Source organism: Sphingobacterium sp. DR205, assembly GCF_011064245.1.
Taxonomy (GTDB): Bacteria; Bacteroidota; Bacteroidia; order Sphingobacteriales; family Sphingobacteriaceae; genus Sphingobacterium; species Sphingobacterium athyrii.
In genome coordinates this window covers 7002697-7023777 of the sequence record NZ_CP049333.1, presented here as the reverse complement: position 1 = coordinate 7023777, position 21081 = coordinate 7002697, and the positions used below count along the sequence as shown (strand labels likewise).

Sequence of the window (21081 nt, the reverse complement as noted above, 5' to 3'; positions counted from 1 at the left end):
ATCCACTATAGTTTAGACAAATTAAAAAATGTTCCCCAATCTGCCATTTCAGGCTCAATATAGTTCAAAAATGTTAATCCTATACCAGCGATGCCATTAAGTAGACCAAATGACGGTTGCCATAAATCTTCATCAACATACATTCTAAAGCCTGCTGCACTATGTTTGTCAAAGTTAGAATATTCGATTGTTTTTTTCATCCAATACTCCTGACATTTCAAGAAATCCGAATGACCAGTATATTTGTGTAATACATTATATTGGTAAGACAGGCCTGAAGTTCCGTGGCAGAAACCCGTATCCAATACACCACTGTCTCGCACAGAATGTCGATCGCAAGTTTGAAGCGCGATATTTTTACCGATTTCAAAGAATTCCTCCTTGGTGCAAACTGCTCCGTATTTCAATAAACTAATACTGATACCTATATCACCATAACACCATGCTAGAGGAGAGAAATTATCATTACCATTTATTATATTGGCATATTTCGGAAACTGAGATAAACCAGATATATTTCGATATTTCAAAATGAATCTAAAGACTTGCTCTAAGATTTTCTGAATTTCATTTTTATAGATATCAAATTGGACGCAATCTAATAATAGCGATATAATTCCAGGGATCCCATGTGCAAAACCAATATTAATAGGCTTACTGTAAATCAAATTAATATCGTCTCGTTTTGAAATATTCCAAAAAGCGACATTATCATCTATCCGAAGATCATTTAATAGCACTTTCACACCTTGCGTTATTAAATTCTTTAGATATTCATGCTGGTACTTTTCATATCTTTCTAATAGATATTTCATTCCTCCTCCTCCTCCATACATATAGTCATAATCCCCTTTGTTATACCGTTCCATCATATATCCAGCAACCAATCTGTCTAGTGAGTCGTCTAATAAACCAGAATATATATCTGTTTTGTCAGACATATAATTAAAGAAAGATAAAACACCAGTAAGACCATTACCGTAACCAAAAGGGAAACTTTCCAAATCATTGAATTTACTGACTAGGTGTGTAGCACTTTTTTCACTAAAAGCAGTGCTTTGATTGCAATTGAATAACTCTCCAAAGTGAAAATTGAACAAAATAGAACCAGGAAGTCCATCCATTAGTGAAATATCGTTAAATCTTTTCTTTTGTAATGTTTCCTTAATTCTGTAGATAATTTGAACCACCTGCGAATTTGTAATACTTTCACCCATTAGGATTAGTTTTTAATTTGAATAGAAAATATCGCTCCATAAAATGATAGATAATCATTTCCCATTTTCTTTGTTGATTTATAAATAGCCGATTTATGAACATATGTACATAGCTAGAAATTAGATTATTTTTTATAGAACCTGTCGCTTTGTGATTAGAAATATTCTTTAAGATCTCCGTTGAAATAACCCCGAGTTGTTCGTAATACAAGCTGAAACTTTCTTTCAAAAAAATTCCATATTCCTCACTTGTCTCATCAGAAAGAAAAGACAGAATATCTTTTTGAAATATCTTATACATTTTGTTGATCTCTTTTTGCAGTATTTTTTGACCGCCGAATTCTTGGTAGAAATCGTTTGCTCCCTTTTTAGCAAACTCATGTTTTTCATTTAAGTTTAAGTTGAACATGTCTAGGTAATTTAAAAAGCCTAAGAGTCCAATCAATAGTCTGTATTTTTCTTCTTCAGGCTCCCCTCTTACCGATTTTAATGCTTCTAGAACAGTTAACGAATCGTAATGAAATAAGGTTTCAGAAATATCTATATTTTCGGGAAAATACCGTTCTAATTCTCGATTATAAACATCAATTGTCCATGAATGGATAAATTCAGCATCAACCAAGTGATTTAGAAATTCGGTTAAGGTCTCCTGAAATTCCGAGAGGGTTCTTTTGTCACTTTGAAAGAAACGTAGCCTTAAATGATTAAATTCGTCTTTATAGCGAATGAAAAAGAATTTCTCAAAGTAATTTGATTTGGCTAGAATAAAGGAGGCTAATCTGTCTACAAGAATTTGATCTAGGCTCTCCGGCCCACCATAAATTTTAATAAAAAGACATTCTTCACCAATTAAAAATCTTCTTTTTACAGTTGTGTTGACTGCTGGTTTAGGAAAGAACTCCTGAGATGGAGTTGAGCTATAAATTGGTATTATAACTTCGTTATTATAATAAAATGAACTGTTATCTTCTATAATTGAATTTTCAACTGACGATAGATATTCACACAGAATAACCGTCTTTTTTGTAATCAAATGTTTTAATAGTATATCAATACAATCTTCCGATTCAAAATCTAGCAGTAAAGTATTATCTCCCTCAACCAGTAAAGCTTTCTTTGGTATATTAGCGGTAACAATAAAATCTTTAAGCTTTTGCTCGTTTTCTTTTGGGAGAGTAGCACTTCCAACGAATATGTCCTCAAAAATAATTTTCCATCTTGCCTTGGCAAGTATCAAATTTTTGTATTCTACTCTTGGTAAGTACCGATTATCAGATAGTATACCCCAGTCCCAAACTACGGGGGTAGATCTATTTTGTTGTTGCAGGTCACATAAAAATTTATAAAACGGTAGACTTTTATACTCGTAATTATGGGCACTGGTTAATTTAGGCACAATATAACGATTATGCTTTTTACTTTTCAAAAACACTGTACCATTGCGAACACTAACATATAAATCGGAAAGTTTAATTTTAGTGCTTTCATCTGAAGTTGAATTACCTAAAAATGTAATTTCAAAATCTCTAATTGATGGTCGCATCAGAATATTACCTAAGCGGGAGTCGGGTAGATGAACGATTTCAGCATTACAAGCATTATTAGTTCCTATAAATTCAGACTCTTTATCTGTAATCTCTTTTATTAGTTCCAAAAATTCTTTACCGCCATAAGAGAATCTTGTCAGCAAATTTGCTCCTGATGATCCGCCTATTGATGTTAGATCAAATTTGAACCCATGCTCTCTTTGGAGGTAATAAGTACCCATTATATAAGTACTATTTGGGCTTTTATTGTTATCTAATTCAGATTCTAACTTCTTAAGCTCCTCCTCCCCAATATTTATAATATCGTCGTTCCCATTCAGAAAGTCATTGAATTTTTTAATTACAAATTTATCGACAGCAGAATCATAACCGCCTTTTATTGTAGGGTAAGAAACCGGTAAATTGTCTAAAATATCTGAACTGCCAATAGATAAATCTGAAAAAGTTCCGTAACCTACTCCAATATCCGAATCCAATGCATGTAATAGAGAGATTTCATTATCGTCATACCGTTCCGTAAACCGTCTCATAAATTCGTCCAATGTCGAAGATTTATAATCTTTTGACAAAGCCATAGTTTCCTCTACTTGGGTTATTATCTTGTCAATATCTTTTTCGTTCAATGCCCCCTTCTCAACATTTAAGAACATATCGGTTTGAATTGTATTTTCGACTTTTCCTACTTCTGGAGAAATGTCTTTTAAAATATCATTGATTTTTTCGTAATCATCAATTACTGCATTAACTTCAAGTTTTTTTAGGATAGTAAGCAATTGTTTAATTGAATTTTTTTCTCGATCACCTGGTACAATTTCTACTATTTTTTCTAATGTATAGAAAGGGGTAGGTTGGATTACCATTGCCCCAATTTCTGGAACAAGAATCCTCGCATTAATCAATTCATCAATATACTCCCAAATTTCTTCGGAGTGTAAATCATATTTTATTTTCAATATAGAGATCACTTCATCCAGTTTTAAACCTGAAGCTGCTAATTCTATTATAAAATCAAGATAATCAGTAGTTTCAACAGTGTTTAATCCGTATGTTCGATTATTATTTTTTACATTCCAATCAATATATCGAAGAAAATTTGTTCCTCTATAAAGGCTATCATTGATATACCATTTGACATTTCTTTTAGACTCAATGTTTTGCAAAAGTGACTCGATAATAGATGATAGGTATTCCATATCAATCCGAGATCTTCGATATCTATTTTGAGGATCAAGGACAACCCGACTTTCTGTGGGGAGTATATCAATTATAGATGTGGAAGCAAACGTTCCAAAAGGAGTACACCGAGTACAGCTCCGATTCCAGTATTTTAATAAAGATTGTCTAGTCTGATCATTTTTCCCATTATCATTGACTGTATAAATATTGGTATCGATAATCTTGTAAAACTCTTTGCTCGAAAGATATACACCTTCCATGAAAAGTTTATTATCCCTGTAATCTGATAAATTATTACTTAACAGGAAGCTATTGAGTGGAACCCGTAATATAGCTTTTCCATAGTGCTTAAATCTTCTCATATTGTTGGTTTATTAAAATAATTAGTTAACCGACTAAGTCTCGGATTCCATAAGCATATTTACACAAAACAGGAAAGTTTTTATCTGCTGTTAAATTTTCCATAAAATAAGAATATCCCTTATGCCCCAATTCCTCTATCAAATCAGTATTCTCCAACAGGATACTGAGCTTTTCCTCCAATTGCTTCGACATTGAACTGGATGTACTTTCCGTTATCTTTATGCAAATACAATCATCAATATCTTCGAATGCAGGAATATCACTGATTATCATCGCATTTTTACTTCTCAATCCCTCCAAAAGTGTGAAGCTGCTCTGCTCGTGCCGTGAAACTAGGACTTGAATATCTGCAAGGGCTATTATATTGTCCAAAACCTTTCTATCCGTAATATAACCTGTATAAATTAAACGCTCCCATAAATTTGGAAGACCACCTAAGAGATGACTGATATCCCCCCCGCCTACTAGTAGGAGTGTACAATCTTTATTATTGACAAATAAATTATTGCACGCTTCCAACAATTCACGAATTCCTTTATCATCGTCCATTCTGCCGCAATACATAATAATTTTAGTATCGGTTCTTAAGCTTGTCAATAATGTATTATCAACTAACTTCTTAGTTTTTTCCGGAAGGAAATTTGGTAGATATAAAAGTTTCTTCTCATCAATTTTGAATATAGTAGATAAAATCCTCTCAGTTTCTTTTGAAAGACAAACTATACTATCCGATATTTCTAGCATTTGAAACTCAATTTCTAGATAATGCCATTGTCTCTTTTTAATTTTTGAAGCCTTAAGCCAGTTCGACTCCAGTTCTCCCTCATTTTCGAAATAACTTTTCCACGTTGAGAAATGAACTGTGTATATGATCTTTACTCCAAAATCATTCTTTAGCAAAAAGGCAATATCCAATCCGGAAAATGAATTAAAATGAAAGATATCGTCGTTTTTGAGTGAAAACCTATTTCCTATCCAAGCCAAAAAACCTTTTAAATAAATCGGATCATCCCAAAAATCTGTTTCCGAACATAGGACAGGAATGATTACATAGCTTACATTACCCTCAATATTAGTTTCAGCCGACTCTAAGCAATCACTGAATCGAATGTTTACCACGATTATTTCAATTTTTGAACCATATTTTCGAGCTTCATTCGTTAAAGTATTAATATAGGTCTTTAATCCATATTCTTGCCCTAGACCCACTGAAGCTAAGAGAAAAATTCTTTTTCTTGACATATATTAATGTAATTTTTGTTCGGTCACATCATTTTTAAAAGCATTCCAGTACAAAAAATCGAAACAACTGCTCTTACTGCAAATAGCCAAGATCACTTGATTTAAATGAAATAGCTTATCACGTGTTGAAAAGAAAAGATCATCACCAACAATTTTGTAAAAAATCTCTTTGATTTGTCTTTTAGAATTAAGGTCTATTATATTCGTATTATATTGGCCCGCAGCAAACTGCAAAATTTCAAAGTAGAATTTGGGGAAATCAGATTCGTACATATCCATTTTCAAAGGGAAACAGAAATCCGTGTATCCTATATTATTTTTACAGCACAAGATCTGTTTAGCTTTATCTACAAGCTTTTTGACAGACAAATTTTGATTTAACATATCATAATTGTGATATCCATGGATCAAATATGTTAGGCCTTGATGATCATACCTACTCATATTATTGTTATCAATATGGTGGTGAATCTTATCAATAATGTACTCATTCAACGATTCCAAATCAAAATCAATTGTATCGTTAGCGATAAGATGCGTAATGGCCAAATAAATACCAATATCACCGTTAAGAAAAGATAGCGGAGTGCAGTGTTTAGTGGAAATTGACAACTCACGAGAAATACAAAATTCAAATAATTCAAATCCAAAATTGTACAATTCTTTACTGTTTAAATATTCTGAAATATGCAAAATATTAATCGCTGTTAATCCATTTCCATCTAATAGATGGGAAGGAAATGTTAATGGAGCTCTACAGACTATATCTAAAAAATAATCAACTACTAATTGATTTTCAATTGGCATATTAAATTAAGAATGGGTTAGGAATAAGAAAATATCGTCGTGTTTTCAATTATAACAATCAAAACACAACGATATTTTTAAAGTTCAATTAGCATCTATTACTAGTTGTTCTAGGGTTAATTGAAATAGCTGAAGTATAAATACTTATCTTTTGTGGAGCAGCATTACCACCGTACAAGTTGCTCAATTCATCATTAGACAAATTTGCAATTTTTCTTTTGTTTAGAACAAGCTTTTTTTTCTCTTGCTTTTTCATAAGATAAAATTTAAATGTTAGAAATAATTATAATAAATATCACCGATTTTGTGATTTACTCTAAGATAATAAAAATATTTATATTCGTGCAAGTTATTTTTTTTAAGATTTTTAGATTATTTTTATTAATAAATAGGAATTAATCCATTTATACTGTATTACTGCTTATAAATTGATAGATTCTTAGAAAGAAAAAAATGAAAACCTGTTAATTTTAACAGTGTATTTTTTTTGATACAACAATTTTTACTTATTGAACTTATTACTGATCTCCGAAACATTGTTTTTGTCATATTTAAATATTTATCATAATCTGGAGACTAGGAGGTCGATAGAAGATCTACATAGGGTATACGAAAATAGCTTCTCAACTTTACAATCTGTTCTTTTCATCAACATTACTCTTTGTTAAATCCTTCAATTCAAAGATCTGACCGAAATTAAAATTATAAGATAGCGAAATTGAGAATATCCTAGATTGTTGCCTCTTTTTTATTCTTATTATATCATCATTGTAGTGACTATTAGCAGTATAGCCACTGGTATAAAATAAATCGCTTACTGAAGCTTTAATAAGCAGTTTATCCTTTAATACTCCTTTTTGTATTGCTAAATCTACGCTTGCAATATCATCAGTAATTATGTTACCTTCAACCATTCCATTGGTGTAAAATGCATTCAAAGAAGCTTGCCAATTTTTAGGAAATGAAAAGGTATGATTTGTCTGCACCAAAAGTGAATTGTTTACAAATGAAAAATTAGGCGCATTTATCTTAGCCCTGTTTAATTGAAAATTATTATATGTGTTCCACCAAGGAAAAAAGTCATGAGGTATGCTCAAGGTCAAATTCATTCCATTCTTTTTTCCTGAATTTTGTTTTGTTATAAGCATCGTTGCGTCATTCGTGTTAGTTATAAAAACTTGGTTCATAACATCTGTCGTTTTATAAACTCCTAATGACAGATAATAGCGTTGCTTAAAAAGGTATCCTAAATCAGCAGTTGTAGTATATTGCGGAGTCAGATATGGATTCCCAGTTTGGGTAGTATAATTATCTATAAAATATCTATAAGGATTCAATTCTAAATACGAAGGTCGGTCTATTCTTCTATTAGCAGATAATATCAGAACATTTTTAGAATTTTCTCCCCATTCATATTGACTGCTAAAAGAAGGAAAGAAATCAAAATAAGATGGGGTTATCGAGGTATCTTGATCGGCTCCATAAACCTTGCCCTTTATATCGGTATGTTCTCCCCTCACCCCAAAATTAAAATCAATTCCTTTAAATTTAGTTTCTAGCAATAAGTAGCCGGCTGTTATAAGTTCATTATAATTATAGGTAAAGTTAAATCTACCAATATCCGCTTTATTCAGATTTGCGAAATCGTATGAATTGTTATTCTCAATTTTAGTATTTGATATTTTAGATCCTACAGAAAAAACCGACGTCTTTCCTATTACCTTTTCATACTTTAAATCTCCGGTTGTAATTTTAACATTGTTGGGATTTGAAAATATAAAAGCGGTATCGGAGAGGTGTCTTCCGTCCCGATATTGACTACTCTTTGTTTCATTTTTATTTCTTTTTCCGTTATATACAAAATCACCCAATATTTGTAATTTGGATCCAACACTATCCATCTCCCAAGTGTAATTTAAGCCAATATTAGAGAAATTTGTCTTTGACAAACTCGAGAAGATACCTAAAGAATTAATATTGTTAATATTATCCTTCATTAGTAATTGTGAATTGGAAGACAATGTGTCTTTTAGCTCACTGAACATTCCTGTATATTCAATTCCAATGTTACTTCTTTCGCTGATGGCATAATTAGTGGAAAACCTTATATTTTTCTTTCTGTAGGTTGATTCATCATAATTATTTGCGATGTATCTAGAAGAGTCAAGCATACTTCTACTTTGATCTAATTGTTCAAACTGTTTATCTTTTGAATAAGATAGATTTAAGTTTGTTGAAAACCTCCCCCGCTTATATTTAAAGGAAGTAGAAGGGGAATATCCTGGAAACTTGCCTAAACCCTTTGAATAGTCCAGACCTAAACGGCCATTAAGTCCTTCCTCGATATTTTTTCGCAGCTTTATATTAATGATTCCACCGCCTCCACTGGCGTCATATTTTGCTGAAGCTTGATATATAACTTCGATTGATTCTATATCTTCTGATCGTAAACTTAAAAGATATTGCGTGAGATCTCCACCGGATAAGTTAATAAACTTATCGTTCACCATAACCCGGCCACCCGAGACTCCTTTTATTGAAATTGATTCACCCAGAACAAAAACCCCAGGTAGCCTATTCACTAACGTAAGAGAATTTTCCCCTATTATCTCTTTTGAAAAATCCATAATTAATCTATCTTTTTCTCTGCGAATTTTGGGCTGATTTACAGACACTGTCACTTCATCAATATATTCCGAACTCTCATCTAGGTTAATTGAACCTAGATTAATATCCTCAATGAAATTTAAGGTGTCTCTATATTCCTTAAAACCTAAAGAAGATATGCTAAGTAAAAATTGACCAGATGAAATGTCAACGATTTTAAAATCACCTCCTTCATTCGAAGTGGTACCATTAACTGATTTCTCATTTGACAAGTTCTTAAGCTTAATAGTAGAAAAAGAAACTGGATTACCCTTGTTCAACAATTTCCCTTTTAAACAATGTTTGTCCGTTTGCCCAAATGTTGTCTGAACTGAAGCGCAACTAAGAAGTATAAGCAGTAAAATTTTGTTCATTATATTTGATTTATAGAAATGATTATTTCAACAAAGCTCTTTTGGTAGAGCTACGTTTGCCGGAAATATAATTTAATATTCTAGAAATTTTTAGTTTGATCCTCTACAGACAATTTCAAACAGCTAGCTTTTAACAATTTTTTGCAATGTAATATTGGCATCAAAAATATAAGGTTGAGTTCCATAACAATCAGTTTAAATTTGTAGCAAAAGCACATATTGAATCGCTCCAAAGGTATTATATTTTCTATAATCTCATTATTCCCCCTATCAGTTATATAGTTTTTTTAACATTAATTAACGAAAATCACTTTAAAAGCTTTACTTAATGATTACTTAATATATTCTTGTCGACATGTAAGAACATACAGGTATGCCATATGAACAGTAAAGTTGTATTTATGAAGTAAAGACATATACATGGTCAATAATAAAGATTACGGTCTAATAATTTATAGAATTTTGTTTATTTAAATATTATTATGCTTTAAATTCATTCTATGATAGAAAATTTTTATTTTGGAATTTATAAACTCTAATGATAACTTAGCTTAAGTCAATTAAAAATATTAAAACAGTGACCTTTATCAATTATAAACTTTAAAGAATAAAGATGATTCCAATAGTTAAGCTATACGATTTTGATAGAAATCCCCTATCCATCGATAGGCAAAACCAACAAGACCTGCGAACGATTCTACATAATTTACGATCTTCAATTCTCTGGGCTATAGATGCTGAAGAAGATGTTATTTTTTGCAAAGTAGAAGATAATGAAAACAATTTGTCCAAGTCAATTTCTTATGATAATATAATAAATGACCTCGTTGATCAAGGGATATACTTTTACTATATAAATGTTGAGTGTGGGTCGCTTTTATCAATTGATGAAAATATTGCTGTAGTTTATGATATCAAATCGATTTCTTCATTTATATTGACTAGGCCTATATTCAATTTAGCTCTTTCCCTTATAGATAATATTGGTAATATAGAAAACCAGAATTGGTTATCTTTTTGCAAGATTCTTGCTCCTGATTCGTTTGCAATCCTAAAACATGATTCCCACAATTTTAAAAATTTTAAAATTCATGTTATTTCACCTTTTAGAAATGTCTCATTATTTATAGATGAATACATCACTACTGTTGAAAAACAAAAATATTCGGATTTTAACATTCATCTTATAGATGACGCTTCTACAGATGGCGGAATCAGCAAATTTATAACGGATTCCAGATTTTCATTAATTGAGAATCCAATACGCCAGTTTGCGCTTAAAAATATCGTTGATACACTTTTACGTCGGGACTTTGGTGATGACGACATTATTTGTTTAATAGATGCTGATGATATACTTCCACACGATTATGTATTCACGATAATCAATCAACTATACAATGATGAATCTTTGTTATTCACTTATGGTTCAGTGAGAGTCTTAGGTAATTATATTTGCGAAGGAACTCCTTATTCTATTGAAGAATTTTCTACATTAAGAAAAAGCGAGTGGAAGGTGTCGCATCTACGTACATTTCGCTACAAACTATTTAAAGAATATCAAAGACTAGATCCAAGATTTTTACAATTGAAAGATTTGAATTTAGACTTTTTGAAAATGCCATATGACATGGCTTTGTTATTTCCCCTGATGGAAATTGCTGGGTTTGAAAGAATAAGATTTATCGAAAGCGTACTGTACGAATATAGATTCCATTCCAATAATGATCATAATATTAGTCGGGAAGAACAGTACCGAGGAGAAAAAATTATTCGCAACAAAATCCCACTTACTAAGTCTTTAAACTTATAATATTAAAAATCAGATTGCAGCTATCAATTGTGCCAAATAACGATTTTAAAATTTGCTATCAAGATTTAATTCCTTTCATTCAAATATCTTCTTTCGGCAAAGTGAGAAAATAGTAGAAAATGATAAAATTCGGGCAGATTTCTTAAATATCGCAAATGTGTATTACAAATATCTTCAATTGTCCCATAGTTATCTCTGAAATCCATTAATTCAACATCTCCAACAAAATCAAGAGATATCAAACCTGTATCATTTTTCACAAAGATTGTTTGTTGAATTTGTGCGTCATGGGTGAAACTTTTGATCTTTTGCCAAGTAATTTCATTGTCATGTGTTATATCCCATTTTAATAAGTTCTTGTGAAGAAAGAAAAGTTCTCCATCTGAATTATATTGCACTATTGTATTTCCATAAAAATCGCCATTATCAGAAATTATACCACAAGAATCAGGGTAATATTCAACCATGTAAAAATCTATTTTAAGAGCTATCCATGCAAACCTGAAAGTATCTTTATCACCAAGAATCATTTTATAATAATATTCGTTACCTAATTTATTAAAGTGGATTCAAAGATTAAGTGGTTTCCAGCATTTCTCCTTATTAATCAAAATCTGTCCGCTTTCCTGTTCATGTATATTGTCATAGGGTGAATCTACAATTTTCCACATGGGATTGTCCTCGCCCGTATACCAATAATCCGGCCAAAAAATTGTTCCAAATTTCTTATAGTTTTCATCTTCAAATAACGTATGGGGAGATCCATAACAAATATTATCCGCATCTAAAAAGAGTACCTCTTCAAAATTTGAATGGAGAATGGCAAGTGGTTTAAGAATAAATCCTTTCGATTCGAACACACCATAATCATGAAAATTTCTACATTCAACATCTAAAGATTTAAATAAATTAATCATTTCTACAGATAATTCACTCCCCATATACCACAATTCTATCGGTAGAGAACATCCTTGGCTTCTCAAATTTGAAATTGATACCCATGCACAAATGCCATATGTAACTCCCCCTGCGGTATACACAATTCCTTTTCCTTGATATTTAAATTGTGGATAGCTTGGGATATTTGCAACATGTAATTGCCATTGAGTTCTTAAGAATTGAATTTCTTTATCAGTACTTTCATAAGTACACTGTCTTAAACCTGAAGGATGAAATATCATATCTATTTTTTATTCTTGTCAATGAAATAATTAATTAATCAACACAAAAAAGGTTTCTCATTCGCTTTAAGCTACTCATTAATTATATTAATATTTTTAGTTGGTCGAACAATCTAATTACACGTTAGGGAGCAGATCATAGACAAATCAATATATTAATCAGTATAAAAAAACGAAGGGAACGACTTTTTATCACACCTTATTAAAACCAGGAATGCTCCCAATAATGAGTCATAATTCCTGATTTCTGAAATTCCGTCGCAGCCTTTGCTTCAACGTAGTCATATTCGAACACCTCCTTAACATTTAAAAGATCCTGTAAAGAATTCCTATGTTTTAATAAAGAGTTTAGCATTCTATATGGACCAGAGTATTGGGGAGTAAACATTAGATCCTGTTCGCCTCTATTATACGTCTCAACAATATCGTTGATAATAGATAGAAGAAATGGTTCATTTTTGGTTCCGGAAAAATGTTCAGCAGCTGGGACGTTATTCGCTGGATCTAATAATAAGTATCCATTCGGTGTCTGCCGTACGAGTTCAAGAAATAGATCTTTATCATTTAAATTTATATCCCAATCGCAATAATACCCCCCTTCGTTGTAAATAATAATGTATCTTCCAATATCTGCCGCCTCTGCGTGATTTCTTGCTGATAAGAAAGTATTGACCACTGATGGATGTCTACGTTCGATTAATTCCAACAAATGATTGTCATCCCAGTATTTTATTTCGAAACCAGAATAAGTTAGCTTTCTCCAGCTTTCCATACAATCTTTTACTAAACTGGAAGGTTTCTGACCAACAATTTGATGTATAATTTGGGGAACCATATAAATAATTTTTCAAAGTAATTGCAACATTGCCTTGAAAATAATAAATTTAATCGGAAACAAGAAAAAGGATTTCATTAAGACCGTTGGAAATTTATTCAACATAATCAGATCATTATATTTATAACATCCAAAGCAAACAAATTTACATTGCAGTATGGTAGGATTCCGTCACATATTTTCAATTCCTACTTAGATATAAACTAATTTGTAGATCAAAACTAAGCTATCTAAAAATTATGGAAAAACTAACATTAAGTATATTGGAATTAGGATCTTTTAATGGAGTACAAAGTATTGTCGATGATATTATTCCTTATGCGCAAAAAGCGGATAAATATAACTTTTCAAGATTTTGGATAGGCGAGCATTATTTAGCGAGATCTCAATGGTATAATCCTGATATTCTTCTACCACTGTTAGCAGGTTCTACAAATAAAATATCAATTGGTACAGCTGGAATATTGTTATCCTATAGAAATGTTTATAGAACTGTGTTAGATTATAAGATGCTTAGCAGTTTGTTTCCGGATAGGATTCATCTAGGTTTGGCAAAAGGAGGGATAGAGCCAGAGATTGAAGGGCTTTTAGCTCAAAGCACTATGAATGATGAACTATTAATATCCCAAAAGTTTGAACGTAATTTTAGACAATTAATGGAATATTATCACTATTCTTCTGAGGATATTAAAACTAGTCCCGAACTTTTCATACCCCCAATTGATGGTAGGCTTCCTGAGTTATGGTATTTAAGCGCTACATTACCACAAGAAATCCAAGATAATCAGTTGTCGAAATTAAATTATTGTTTTTCATTCTTTCATACACCAAATCTGACAATACAATCCATGGCTCAGCGGATTGAAAAATTAAGAGAAGTCTATATAAAACGCTTAAATATTCTCCCGAAAATTAGTATCGCATTTGCTGGAGCTTGTTTCAAAAGCTCTGAAAATATCTATGGTAAATGGAGTATAATAAAAAAAACTGAACCCGTCAATTCTTTTAATGAAATCTATGGAGATATTAATCTATTTTATGAACAGGTTAAAGAGCTTAGTTACAAACTAAATATAGATGACTTTGTGTTTTATAACAAACAAATAGAGCCAAAGCAAAAAAAACAGTCTTTAAAAATTATATCAAAAAAATTTGATTTATAACTTAATAAGCCATGTGTAAACCTATAGTCGGACGATACAATGAAGCAAGCAGAAGTTGGGCAGAGCCCTACTTTTCTTGCCCCATTTACCAAAAATGGGGTTTTGAGTATCCTCCGGGGATACTCTCAGGGCTTAGCAATAGCATAAAGCCAATTTTTGGTATACTGAGGAGTATACTTTAGGAAAGATTTGACTTTAGCAGTGATAAGCTATATATCTAATAGGCTAATTATCCAGATAAATAGCCCTATAACTATACATATATCTAAAAATACAGCCCAACATCTCCATGATTATCAATTTTACTCCTGTATTTTAATTTACCTGTAGCGTCTGTAAATAATTATCCGTTACAATAAATAAACCTAAGACAAGGTTAAGACCAAGAGAAGAATATTTATTTGTCTGATCAATATCAGATGATGTAACTACGACAAACTTAATCATGGAAAATAATTTGCGAAAACAGGACCAATTCAATGAACATAGCTATGACCTCCATGCCAATTGGTATAATACCCTATATCCTGAAAAAGAACAAAAGATAAAAGTAATCAAGTCACTTAATAGCTATAAAGGAAGTATAAATCACTGGCTCCAGGAACTTTTTTTCAAATGCCTGAATCCTTTCACTAAGGACAAAAATGCGAAATGGCTGACCCTTGGCGATGCTTATGGACATGACGCGCGCTACCTTCTTGACCAAAATATCCACGATGTCACCGCCAGTGACCTAGATGACAGTTTCCTGAAAGTTTCCCATGAACAAGGATTTATCAAGGATTTCTCCGCCCAAAACGCTGAGTCATTAAGGTTGGAAGACAATAGTGTAGATTATATACTCTGTAAGGAAAGCTACCATCACTTCCCACGCCCCTACGCAGCGCTCTACGAAATGATCAGGGTAGCCAGAAAAGCCATTATAATTATTGAACCGCAGGATCCGATATCAAAAATGCCTACCTTATTATATTTAGCCAATCTACTTGGAAGAATCAACGACAGAAAGATCAATAAGATATGGAAAAATCGGTTCTCCTATGAAACGGTGGGAAACTTTGTCTATAAGGTTTCAGAACGGGAATTTGAAAAATTTGCTGCTGGACTCAACCTTCCCATGATTGCTATTAAAAAACTTAATCCCAACTTTTGGTTTCCGGGGAGTGAACATATCAAAGCTGATAGAAAGGAGAAGGCTTTCAGGCGTATTCTTTTCAGAAAGAAAATACGTGATTTCTTTTCCTGTTGGGGGATACTGCCCAGTCAGACACTTTCCATTGCCGTTTTTAAGAATATGCCCACGGATTCCCAGAAGAAATCCCTTATCGAGGAAGGATATAGATTGGTCGAGATTCCGAAAAACCCACATATTAAAAACCCATCGTATTAATCCTAAGAGAAAATAGCTATGAAAAACTATTCTATATTACTTTTATTAGCATTGATTTTTGTTTCCGCGAATTCATGTAAAAAGGAGAAGACCATTTGCGGGCAATTGGACATGTTGGTACTGACCAGGATAAATTATCTGGACGAAGACGGAAAGGACCTTCTTTTCGGAGATTATCCACCCTATCCCGCAGAGGACTTGAAAATCTATCAAATATTGCCCAACGGACAGAAGTTAGAGGTATATTTCAGCATTAACAGAGACGAGAAGTTTATAGCTGTAAATATAGACCGTGAAGAAACCGGAACATTTTATATAGAACTTAAACCCGATCTGATAGACAAAATAACATTTAGAAATGAAGCCGATAAAAGCATGCCCTGCAGCGCGCTGATGTTAAAAGAACTAAAACATAATGACATTGCCGGTCAATATGACGAAAAGACACAGGTCTGGATTTTGACAAAATAATATTAACAAACTGAGCTCACGTTAAACTGGAAAAAATCCTGGCAACCTGTGGCTGAAATTTCGCGAATAATAAACTTTATCCAGCGCATATTAAGTCTCCATTTTTTCCGGATGGTGAAATCCATAATTTTGGCAGAACAACATTGAAGCTAAAAATCTTAAAAAAATAAACAGGAAATGCCAAGTAAAGTTTTGAAAGAGATAAATGGAGGCTTAATGATAAGCCTGCTTATTTTTGTTCCATATATGACTGTCATTTATCTTTTCGTCCAATGGAACCTGGCCCAGACCAATAATGTTACGAAGGATGATCTTAGAGAACTAAACTTTAAGGTGCAGAACATAAAATCCTATGAGACCTCCAAGACAGTAAATAAACAAAGGATCAAAGACAGCTTTATTCAGATTATCTCCCAGGAACCATATGCGAAATGGAGAATAGACGGTGAAACAAGTATTGATGTGCGTAAAAATGACAGCATAACTGTCAAGTACCTTAAACTACAGTTCAATACAGCGACCTCGCCAGCTTTAAGCGGTAAGATCCAGCGGTTTTTCTCGACCTATGGAGATCATATACTTATATATCAGTTGATAAAGGACAGCAGGATACTGATAGAGAAACCCATCAATGAATATGATGAAGGCACCCGGTCAAGAGGGCAGATTTTTATGGCATTATTTACCCTTATATGGTTTGTTGCCCTGAATAAAATGGTAAAATATCTGAAGAGAAAAGGGCTATGGGTACAATATTGATATATCTCTCCAAAACTGGATTCTCCAGAATGGATAAATAAAATGGCTAGGGCATGGAAATGTTACAATTAATCTCAACAGAGAAAGACCAATTGAACGTTCTGTTGTATCAGGCGTCCAGATCTGAAAACTTTAGGAAATCAAGGCGGAATAGCCGGCTGATCTTTGGCACAATAATGCTCCTGTTAAGTATATTATTTGCAGTTTTTGAAAGAAAGATGGGAATTATATTTTTTACTCTATCAACTATTGCGTTTATTTTCTTTCCCGTTTATCTGGGATGGTATTATAAAAGGAATTTTACAAAGCTTATAAAATCGGATGATTATAGAGCTCAGACCGGAAGCCAGTACAATATTACATTTGAGCAGCAGAGCGTCCTGGTGCAGAGTCCTATCGGAGAGACCAGATACCTTTGTGATAACTTTGATTATATTTCGGAAACCGGAGATAGTTTCTATATCAGATTAAAAACCGGTGCGCTTTTAATTTTTCCCAAAAATCAAATTATAGACATCCGCGAACTAAAAAATTATTTTAAAACCATTTGCAGTACATATGGGATAAACTTCATTGATGATAACCGGTGGCACTGGAGATGATCGCCCATCAATTATTGTGCGGCACCTTTTTATTATATTTATGACATGTCAGCAATGTATTTTAAAGCAAGAAAAGCCTTTGATTTCAATCCGCACCCATTTGATTTAGGAAATATTCTGGGGCTCAAAATGGGGTATGAAGACAATCACTTCCTTTTGAAGGTCTATGATCTGGAAGAGAAAATATTTCAGGATTATTATCAGTACCATCTGGAATATTACCTTTCCGGAGGAAACCGCTCGGAAAAAGATTTCTTTTCCCATGTCTGGCATATCGTTTCCGATAGGATAGATTATTTTAAGGGACAGGATCCCTTCTCCTCAAAGCATTCCCTCCATATCTCCAACATCAGAAAGCTGAATGAATTTTTGGATTTTCTCGCACCATTGGACAAATGGAACATCAGGCCAGATGATATGCTGATCAAAGAAAAGGATGAAGAGATATGCAGATTGCGGGCAGAATTGGAAGCCCTGCAGAAGAAACTGGACGATCTTGAAAAATATGAGGTGTCCGTAAAACCAATGGTACAGGACGACCATCTTGCCACTTTTATCGACCTGATCCAACAGTTGAAAAACCTGACGCTTCCAAATGGAAGAAAGTTATTGGTCAGCGACTACGAAAGCCCCTATTACAAGATGGTCTCGAAATATTTCGTCTATAATGGCAAGGATATACCGGTCAATACCGTCCGGAATTATTTTGTACAGAAAGCCCCAAAAGATTCCATGAAAGGCGTCAAAATCCCCGAAGACAAAAAACTGTTTCAGATAGTACCCAAAAAATAGGCATAATAGCGATCCTGTTCGACTGCCGAACATGACCAGCGCAGTCCGATGGTCATCCAGGATGCTCCTCAGATACCCAATTTTGTACAAATGGCCAGGCACGGAAGTCTAGCCCATATTGTTCACAAAATTGATATGCTATGGTATTTGACATCCTGACAAAAGAAGACTTACAGCAGTTCAAGAAAGAACTGCTCGAAGAGATCACACAGGTCCTAAAAAGGAAAAAAACAGCTGGCAGCGGAGATAAGGAATGGCTCCGTAGCCGGGAAGTCAGAAAGAAACTGGATATATCTCCAGGGACATTGCAGAACTTACGGATCACAGGCATCCTTCCCTTTAAGAAGATCGGCGGCAGCATGTATTATCGCAGCAGCGATGTCGATAAAATGATGGAGGGAGGTAACAGCAATGGATAACAGAGCGCAGGGTCTTTGCTTTGGTTCTTATCTTGAGCATGTGGCAAAAGATAACAGGTTGCTCCCATCGCACATCGGACTGCTCGCGGCGATGTTCTATTATCACCAGAAACAACTTCCCGGGGATTACTTTCATTCCAGCCGTAAAAAACTGATGTATTTTTCACGTATAAAATCCATTGCGACCTATCACAAATGTCTTTCCGATCTAGTTCTTTATGGATACGTGGATTACATCCCTTCCTGGCATCCCACAAAGGCCAGCAGGTTCAGGTTTATCATCGACAATAATTGCGAAAGTAATGGCTAGACCCGATGAAAATACACGGTCTGTCCGCTTCCCAGTGGAAGTGGATGGCCGTCTGGCACTGCTCTCCCGTAAACTGGGTAGAACCAAGCGGCGATTGGTGATGGAGATGGTCGATTATTTTTACAGGAGCAAGAAAGACCCTGCTGACCTGAATGACGAGGTACTGAAAAAGGAACTCTCCAGTGGGGTAAGCCGTATCCTTTCCTTTATCCGAAAACAGGAGACCGATCTATTGGTTCCCCTATATTCCATGCTTGACGAACTTGGCGCAGTCACCAAACAGCAATCCGGTATGATTGACCTAATTTCAGATGAGCAGCAGAAATCGTCCGAATTTCTAAAAACAAATACGGAATATCTCGGGAGTCTGGATAAAGTCCTTAAAAAAATATTCTTGGGCATTACACAGAGAAAGGAATTAAAGGATGGTTTCAGAAGGATCCTTGAACATTACATTGCCCAGCGGGAAACACTAGGATGGCCTGTGTCAGCGGCAAAAAAAGATGAACTGGCAAGACAGGTCAGGGAAGCACTGGATAAACTTTAGCCCTATCCGAAATGTATATCAATATCACGGATTCCGAAACAGGGAATAACAAAGGTAGTTGTAGCGATCTTGTCGGTTATCTGGAAAAAGAAAACCGCCTTGCCGATAATAAAAAACAGGAGCACTGGTTCAATGGAGGGCGGAACAATATTAAACCCCATGAGGTGCGCATCGGGATTGATGGCAATATTGCCAAACTTGGAAAAGAGGATAGTAAATTTTTCCTGGTCAATATCAGCCCCAGCAGAAAGGAAATCGACTTCCTGCTGGCGACCTATGGCGAGGTGGGCGCAAGGGAAAAGCTGAAAGAATACGCCGTAAGGATAATGGACGAATATGCCCGCAACTTTAAAAGGTCGGGAATAGAAAGCAATAAGGACCTGCTCTGGTTCGCCAAACTGGAAAACTACCGTTATTACAGTCACAGGGACAAAGAAGTAAAGAACGGTACCAGAAGAGCAGGAGAACGTAAGGAAGGCCCACAATTTCATGTACAGATCATCGTCAGCCGTAAAGATATTACCAACCGGATCAAGCTGAGCCCCCAGAATAGGTCCCGTGGAAAAAATGTGGAACATTCCAAAAAGCTCGGGCAATTTGACCAGATGGCTTTCAAGCAGTGCGGGGAAACTGTTTTTGACCGGATGTTCGGCTTTGACCGCAAACTAAAAGAGACTCTGCAATATGCGAATATCATGAAGAATGGGAATATCGCACAAAAATCAGAACTGCATGCGCTGGACAGATTTTTGGAAAACGGACGACTCCCTGCGATGGAAAAAGGCCAGACCAATACAATAGGCTCAAACCTTTCAGGTGATATATTTCACCAGCTGGGAGAGACAGCAGCTTCGTCGATAGGAAACAGCCTCGGGCTTCTGGATATTCTTCTGGATCCGGTTCAGGATTTTGGAGGTCAGGGTACGGCCACTGATGAGGAAGAAAGGAAAAGGAAGCGAAAAAAGAAAAAAAGGGGACAGCGATGATGATCAACTTTCGATATTGAATCTATCAGTAACCAAATAAAAAATCAATGATCCTGCAGGTACCCTACATTGTCATCTGCCCCAGCAAATTTACCCACGATGGTACAAAAAGGCAAGGGTATAATAAACGCTCCCACACTCAGAATTCCCTCCCTAGCGCCCTTGACCCAATTGTACCATCTTGTCTTTTGGTGGCTTACGCAGTGACAATGCAAGAATATATGCCAATATTTCCCAAGTTATATAACTCAAAAACAACTGCACATAAAAAGGCCCTCATTCCAAAGGACGAAGACCCCAGTTCTCAATCTTGAATTTCTTGAATTGAAAATATTATCTAATCAGCTTTTCGGTTGATATCTTTCACACTGCCTTCACTATATTGGTGTATACTAAAGTTATCGTAAGAACAAGACCTGTTCGTGTCTTTTATCTGCTAGA

Annotated in this window: 19 protein-coding genes; 10 read left to right on the top strand and 9 right to left on the bottom strand. The window is 34.3% G+C overall.

The window, feature by feature from the left end; translation table 11 throughout:
• Window positions 1–5: 5 nt before the first annotated feature.
• The 6 genes from G6053_RS29550 to G6053_RS29525 form a co-directional block, all read right to left on the bottom strand.
• The gene (locus G6053_RS29550; RefSeq protein ID WP_165309417.1) at window positions 6–1217 is read right to left on the bottom strand and encodes a lanthionine synthetase LanC family protein; all 1212 of its coding nucleotides are present in this window, start codon (window positions 1215–1217) and stop codon (window positions 6–8) included.
• Complete coding sequence (locus G6053_RS29545) at window positions 1210–4302, bottom strand: lantibiotic dehydratase (RefSeq protein WP_165309416.1); 3093 nt, start codon at window positions 4300–4302, stop codon at window positions 1210–1212. The genes G6053_RS29550 and G6053_RS29545 overlap by 8 nt, the downstream gene beginning before the upstream one ends.
• Window positions 4303–4327: 25 nt before the next feature.
• The gene (locus G6053_RS29540) at window positions 4328–5545 is read right to left on the bottom strand and encodes a glycosyltransferase family 4 protein (RefSeq protein WP_165309415.1); all 1218 of its coding nucleotides are present in this window, start codon (window positions 5543–5545) and stop codon (window positions 4328–4330) included.
• A gap of 3 nt (window positions 5546–5548) precedes the next feature.
• On the bottom strand, window positions 5549–6352 hold the full coding sequence (locus tag G6053_RS29535; protein ID WP_165309414.1) for a hypothetical protein: 804 nt from the start codon (window positions 6350–6352) through the stop codon (window positions 5549–5551).
• Window positions 6353–6440: 88 nt separating this feature from the next.
• Window positions 6441–6608, bottom strand: a complete 168-nt coding sequence (locus tag G6053_RS29530; protein ID WP_165309413.1) for a class I lanthipeptide — start codon at window positions 6606–6608, stop codon at window positions 6441–6443.
• 373 nt (window positions 6609–6981) lie between these two features.
• On the bottom strand, window positions 6982–9372 hold the full coding sequence (locus G6053_RS29525; protein WP_165309412.1) for an outer membrane beta-barrel family protein: 2391 nt from the start codon (window positions 9370–9372) through the stop codon (window positions 6982–6984).
• A gap of 613 nt (window positions 9373–9985) precedes the next feature.
• Between G6053_RS29525 and G6053_RS29520 the strand changes: the two genes are divergently transcribed.
• Entirely contained in the window at window positions 9986–11185 is a 1200-nt protein-coding gene (locus tag G6053_RS29520) for a glycosyltransferase family A protein (RefSeq protein ID WP_165309411.1), read from the top strand.
• Window positions 11186–11250: 65 nt separating this feature from the next.
• Here G6053_RS29520 and G6053_RS29515 read toward each other — a convergent pair whose 3' ends face one another.
• The 3 genes from G6053_RS29515 to G6053_RS29505 all read right to left on the bottom strand — a co-directional run bounded on the left by G6053_RS29515 (window position 11251) and on the right by G6053_RS29505 (window position 13201).
• A complete protein-coding gene (locus G6053_RS29515) occupies window positions 11251–11715 on the bottom strand; it encodes a hypothetical protein (protein ID WP_165309410.1) in 465 nt (154 codons plus the stop codon).
• A gap of 39 nt (window positions 11716–11754) precedes the next feature.
• Window positions 11755–12366: a hypothetical protein gene (locus G6053_RS29510; protein WP_165309409.1), complete on the bottom strand. Its 612-nt coding sequence runs from the start codon at window positions 12364–12366 to the stop codon at window positions 11755–11757.
• 202 nt (window positions 12367–12568) lie between these two features.
• Window positions 12569–13201 (bottom strand): glycosyltransferase, encoded by a 633-nt coding sequence (locus G6053_RS29505; RefSeq protein WP_346774515.1) that lies wholly within the window; start codon window positions 13199–13201, stop codon window positions 12569–12571.
• Window positions 13202–13440: 239 nt separating this feature from the next.
• On the opposite strand from G6053_RS29505, the gene G6053_RS29500 reads away from it, so the two are divergent.
• The 9 genes from G6053_RS29500 to G6053_RS29455 all read left to right on the top strand — a co-directional run bounded on the left by G6053_RS29500 (window position 13441) and on the right by G6053_RS29455 (window position 20640).
• The gene (locus G6053_RS29500; protein ID WP_165309407.1) at window positions 13441–14364 is read left to right on the top strand and encodes an LLM class flavin-dependent oxidoreductase; all 924 of its coding nucleotides are present in this window, start codon (window positions 13441–13443) and stop codon (window positions 14362–14364) included.
• A gap of 445 nt (window positions 14365–14809) precedes the next feature.
• Window positions 14810–15754, top strand: a complete 945-nt coding sequence (locus G6053_RS29495) for a class I SAM-dependent methyltransferase (RefSeq protein ID WP_165309406.1) — start codon at window positions 14810–14812, stop codon at window positions 15752–15754.
• 18 nt (window positions 15755–15772) lie between these two features.
• Window positions 15773–16225, top strand: coding sequence for a hypothetical protein (locus G6053_RS29490; RefSeq protein WP_165309405.1), 453 nt, complete (start codon window positions 15773–15775; stop codon window positions 16223–16225).
• Window positions 16226–16402: 177 nt separating this feature from the next.
• Window positions 16403–16984, top strand: coding sequence for a hypothetical protein (locus G6053_RS29485; protein ID WP_165309404.1), 582 nt, complete (start codon window positions 16403–16405; stop codon window positions 16982–16984).
• Window positions 16985–17631: 647 nt separating this feature from the next.
• Window positions 17632–18378 carry a TMF family protein gene (locus G6053_RS29475; protein WP_165309402.1) on the top strand — a complete coding sequence of 249 codons (747 nt, stop codon included), beginning with the start codon at window positions 17632–17634 and terminating at the stop codon, window positions 18376–18378.
• 140 nt (window positions 18379–18518) lie between these two features.
• Window positions 18519–18797: a helix-turn-helix domain-containing protein gene (locus G6053_RS29470; RefSeq protein WP_165309401.1), complete on the top strand. Its 279-nt coding sequence runs from the start codon at window positions 18519–18521 to the stop codon at window positions 18795–18797.
• Window positions 18790–19107, top strand: coding sequence for a hypothetical protein (locus tag G6053_RS29465; protein ID WP_165309400.1), 318 nt, complete (start codon window positions 18790–18792; stop codon window positions 19105–19107). The genes G6053_RS29470 and G6053_RS29465 overlap by 8 nt, the downstream gene beginning before the upstream one ends.
• Window positions 19100–19654, top strand: coding sequence for a BfmA/BtgA family mobilization protein (locus tag G6053_RS29460; protein WP_165309399.1), 555 nt, complete (start codon window positions 19100–19102; stop codon window positions 19652–19654). The genes G6053_RS29465 and G6053_RS29460 overlap by 8 nt, the downstream gene beginning before the upstream one ends.
• Window positions 19655–19665: 11 nt before the next feature.
• Complete coding sequence (locus G6053_RS29455; protein ID WP_165309398.1) at window positions 19666–20640, top strand: DUF5712 family protein; 975 nt, start codon at window positions 19666–19668, stop codon at window positions 20638–20640.
• Window positions 20641–21081: the final 441 nt, after the last annotated feature.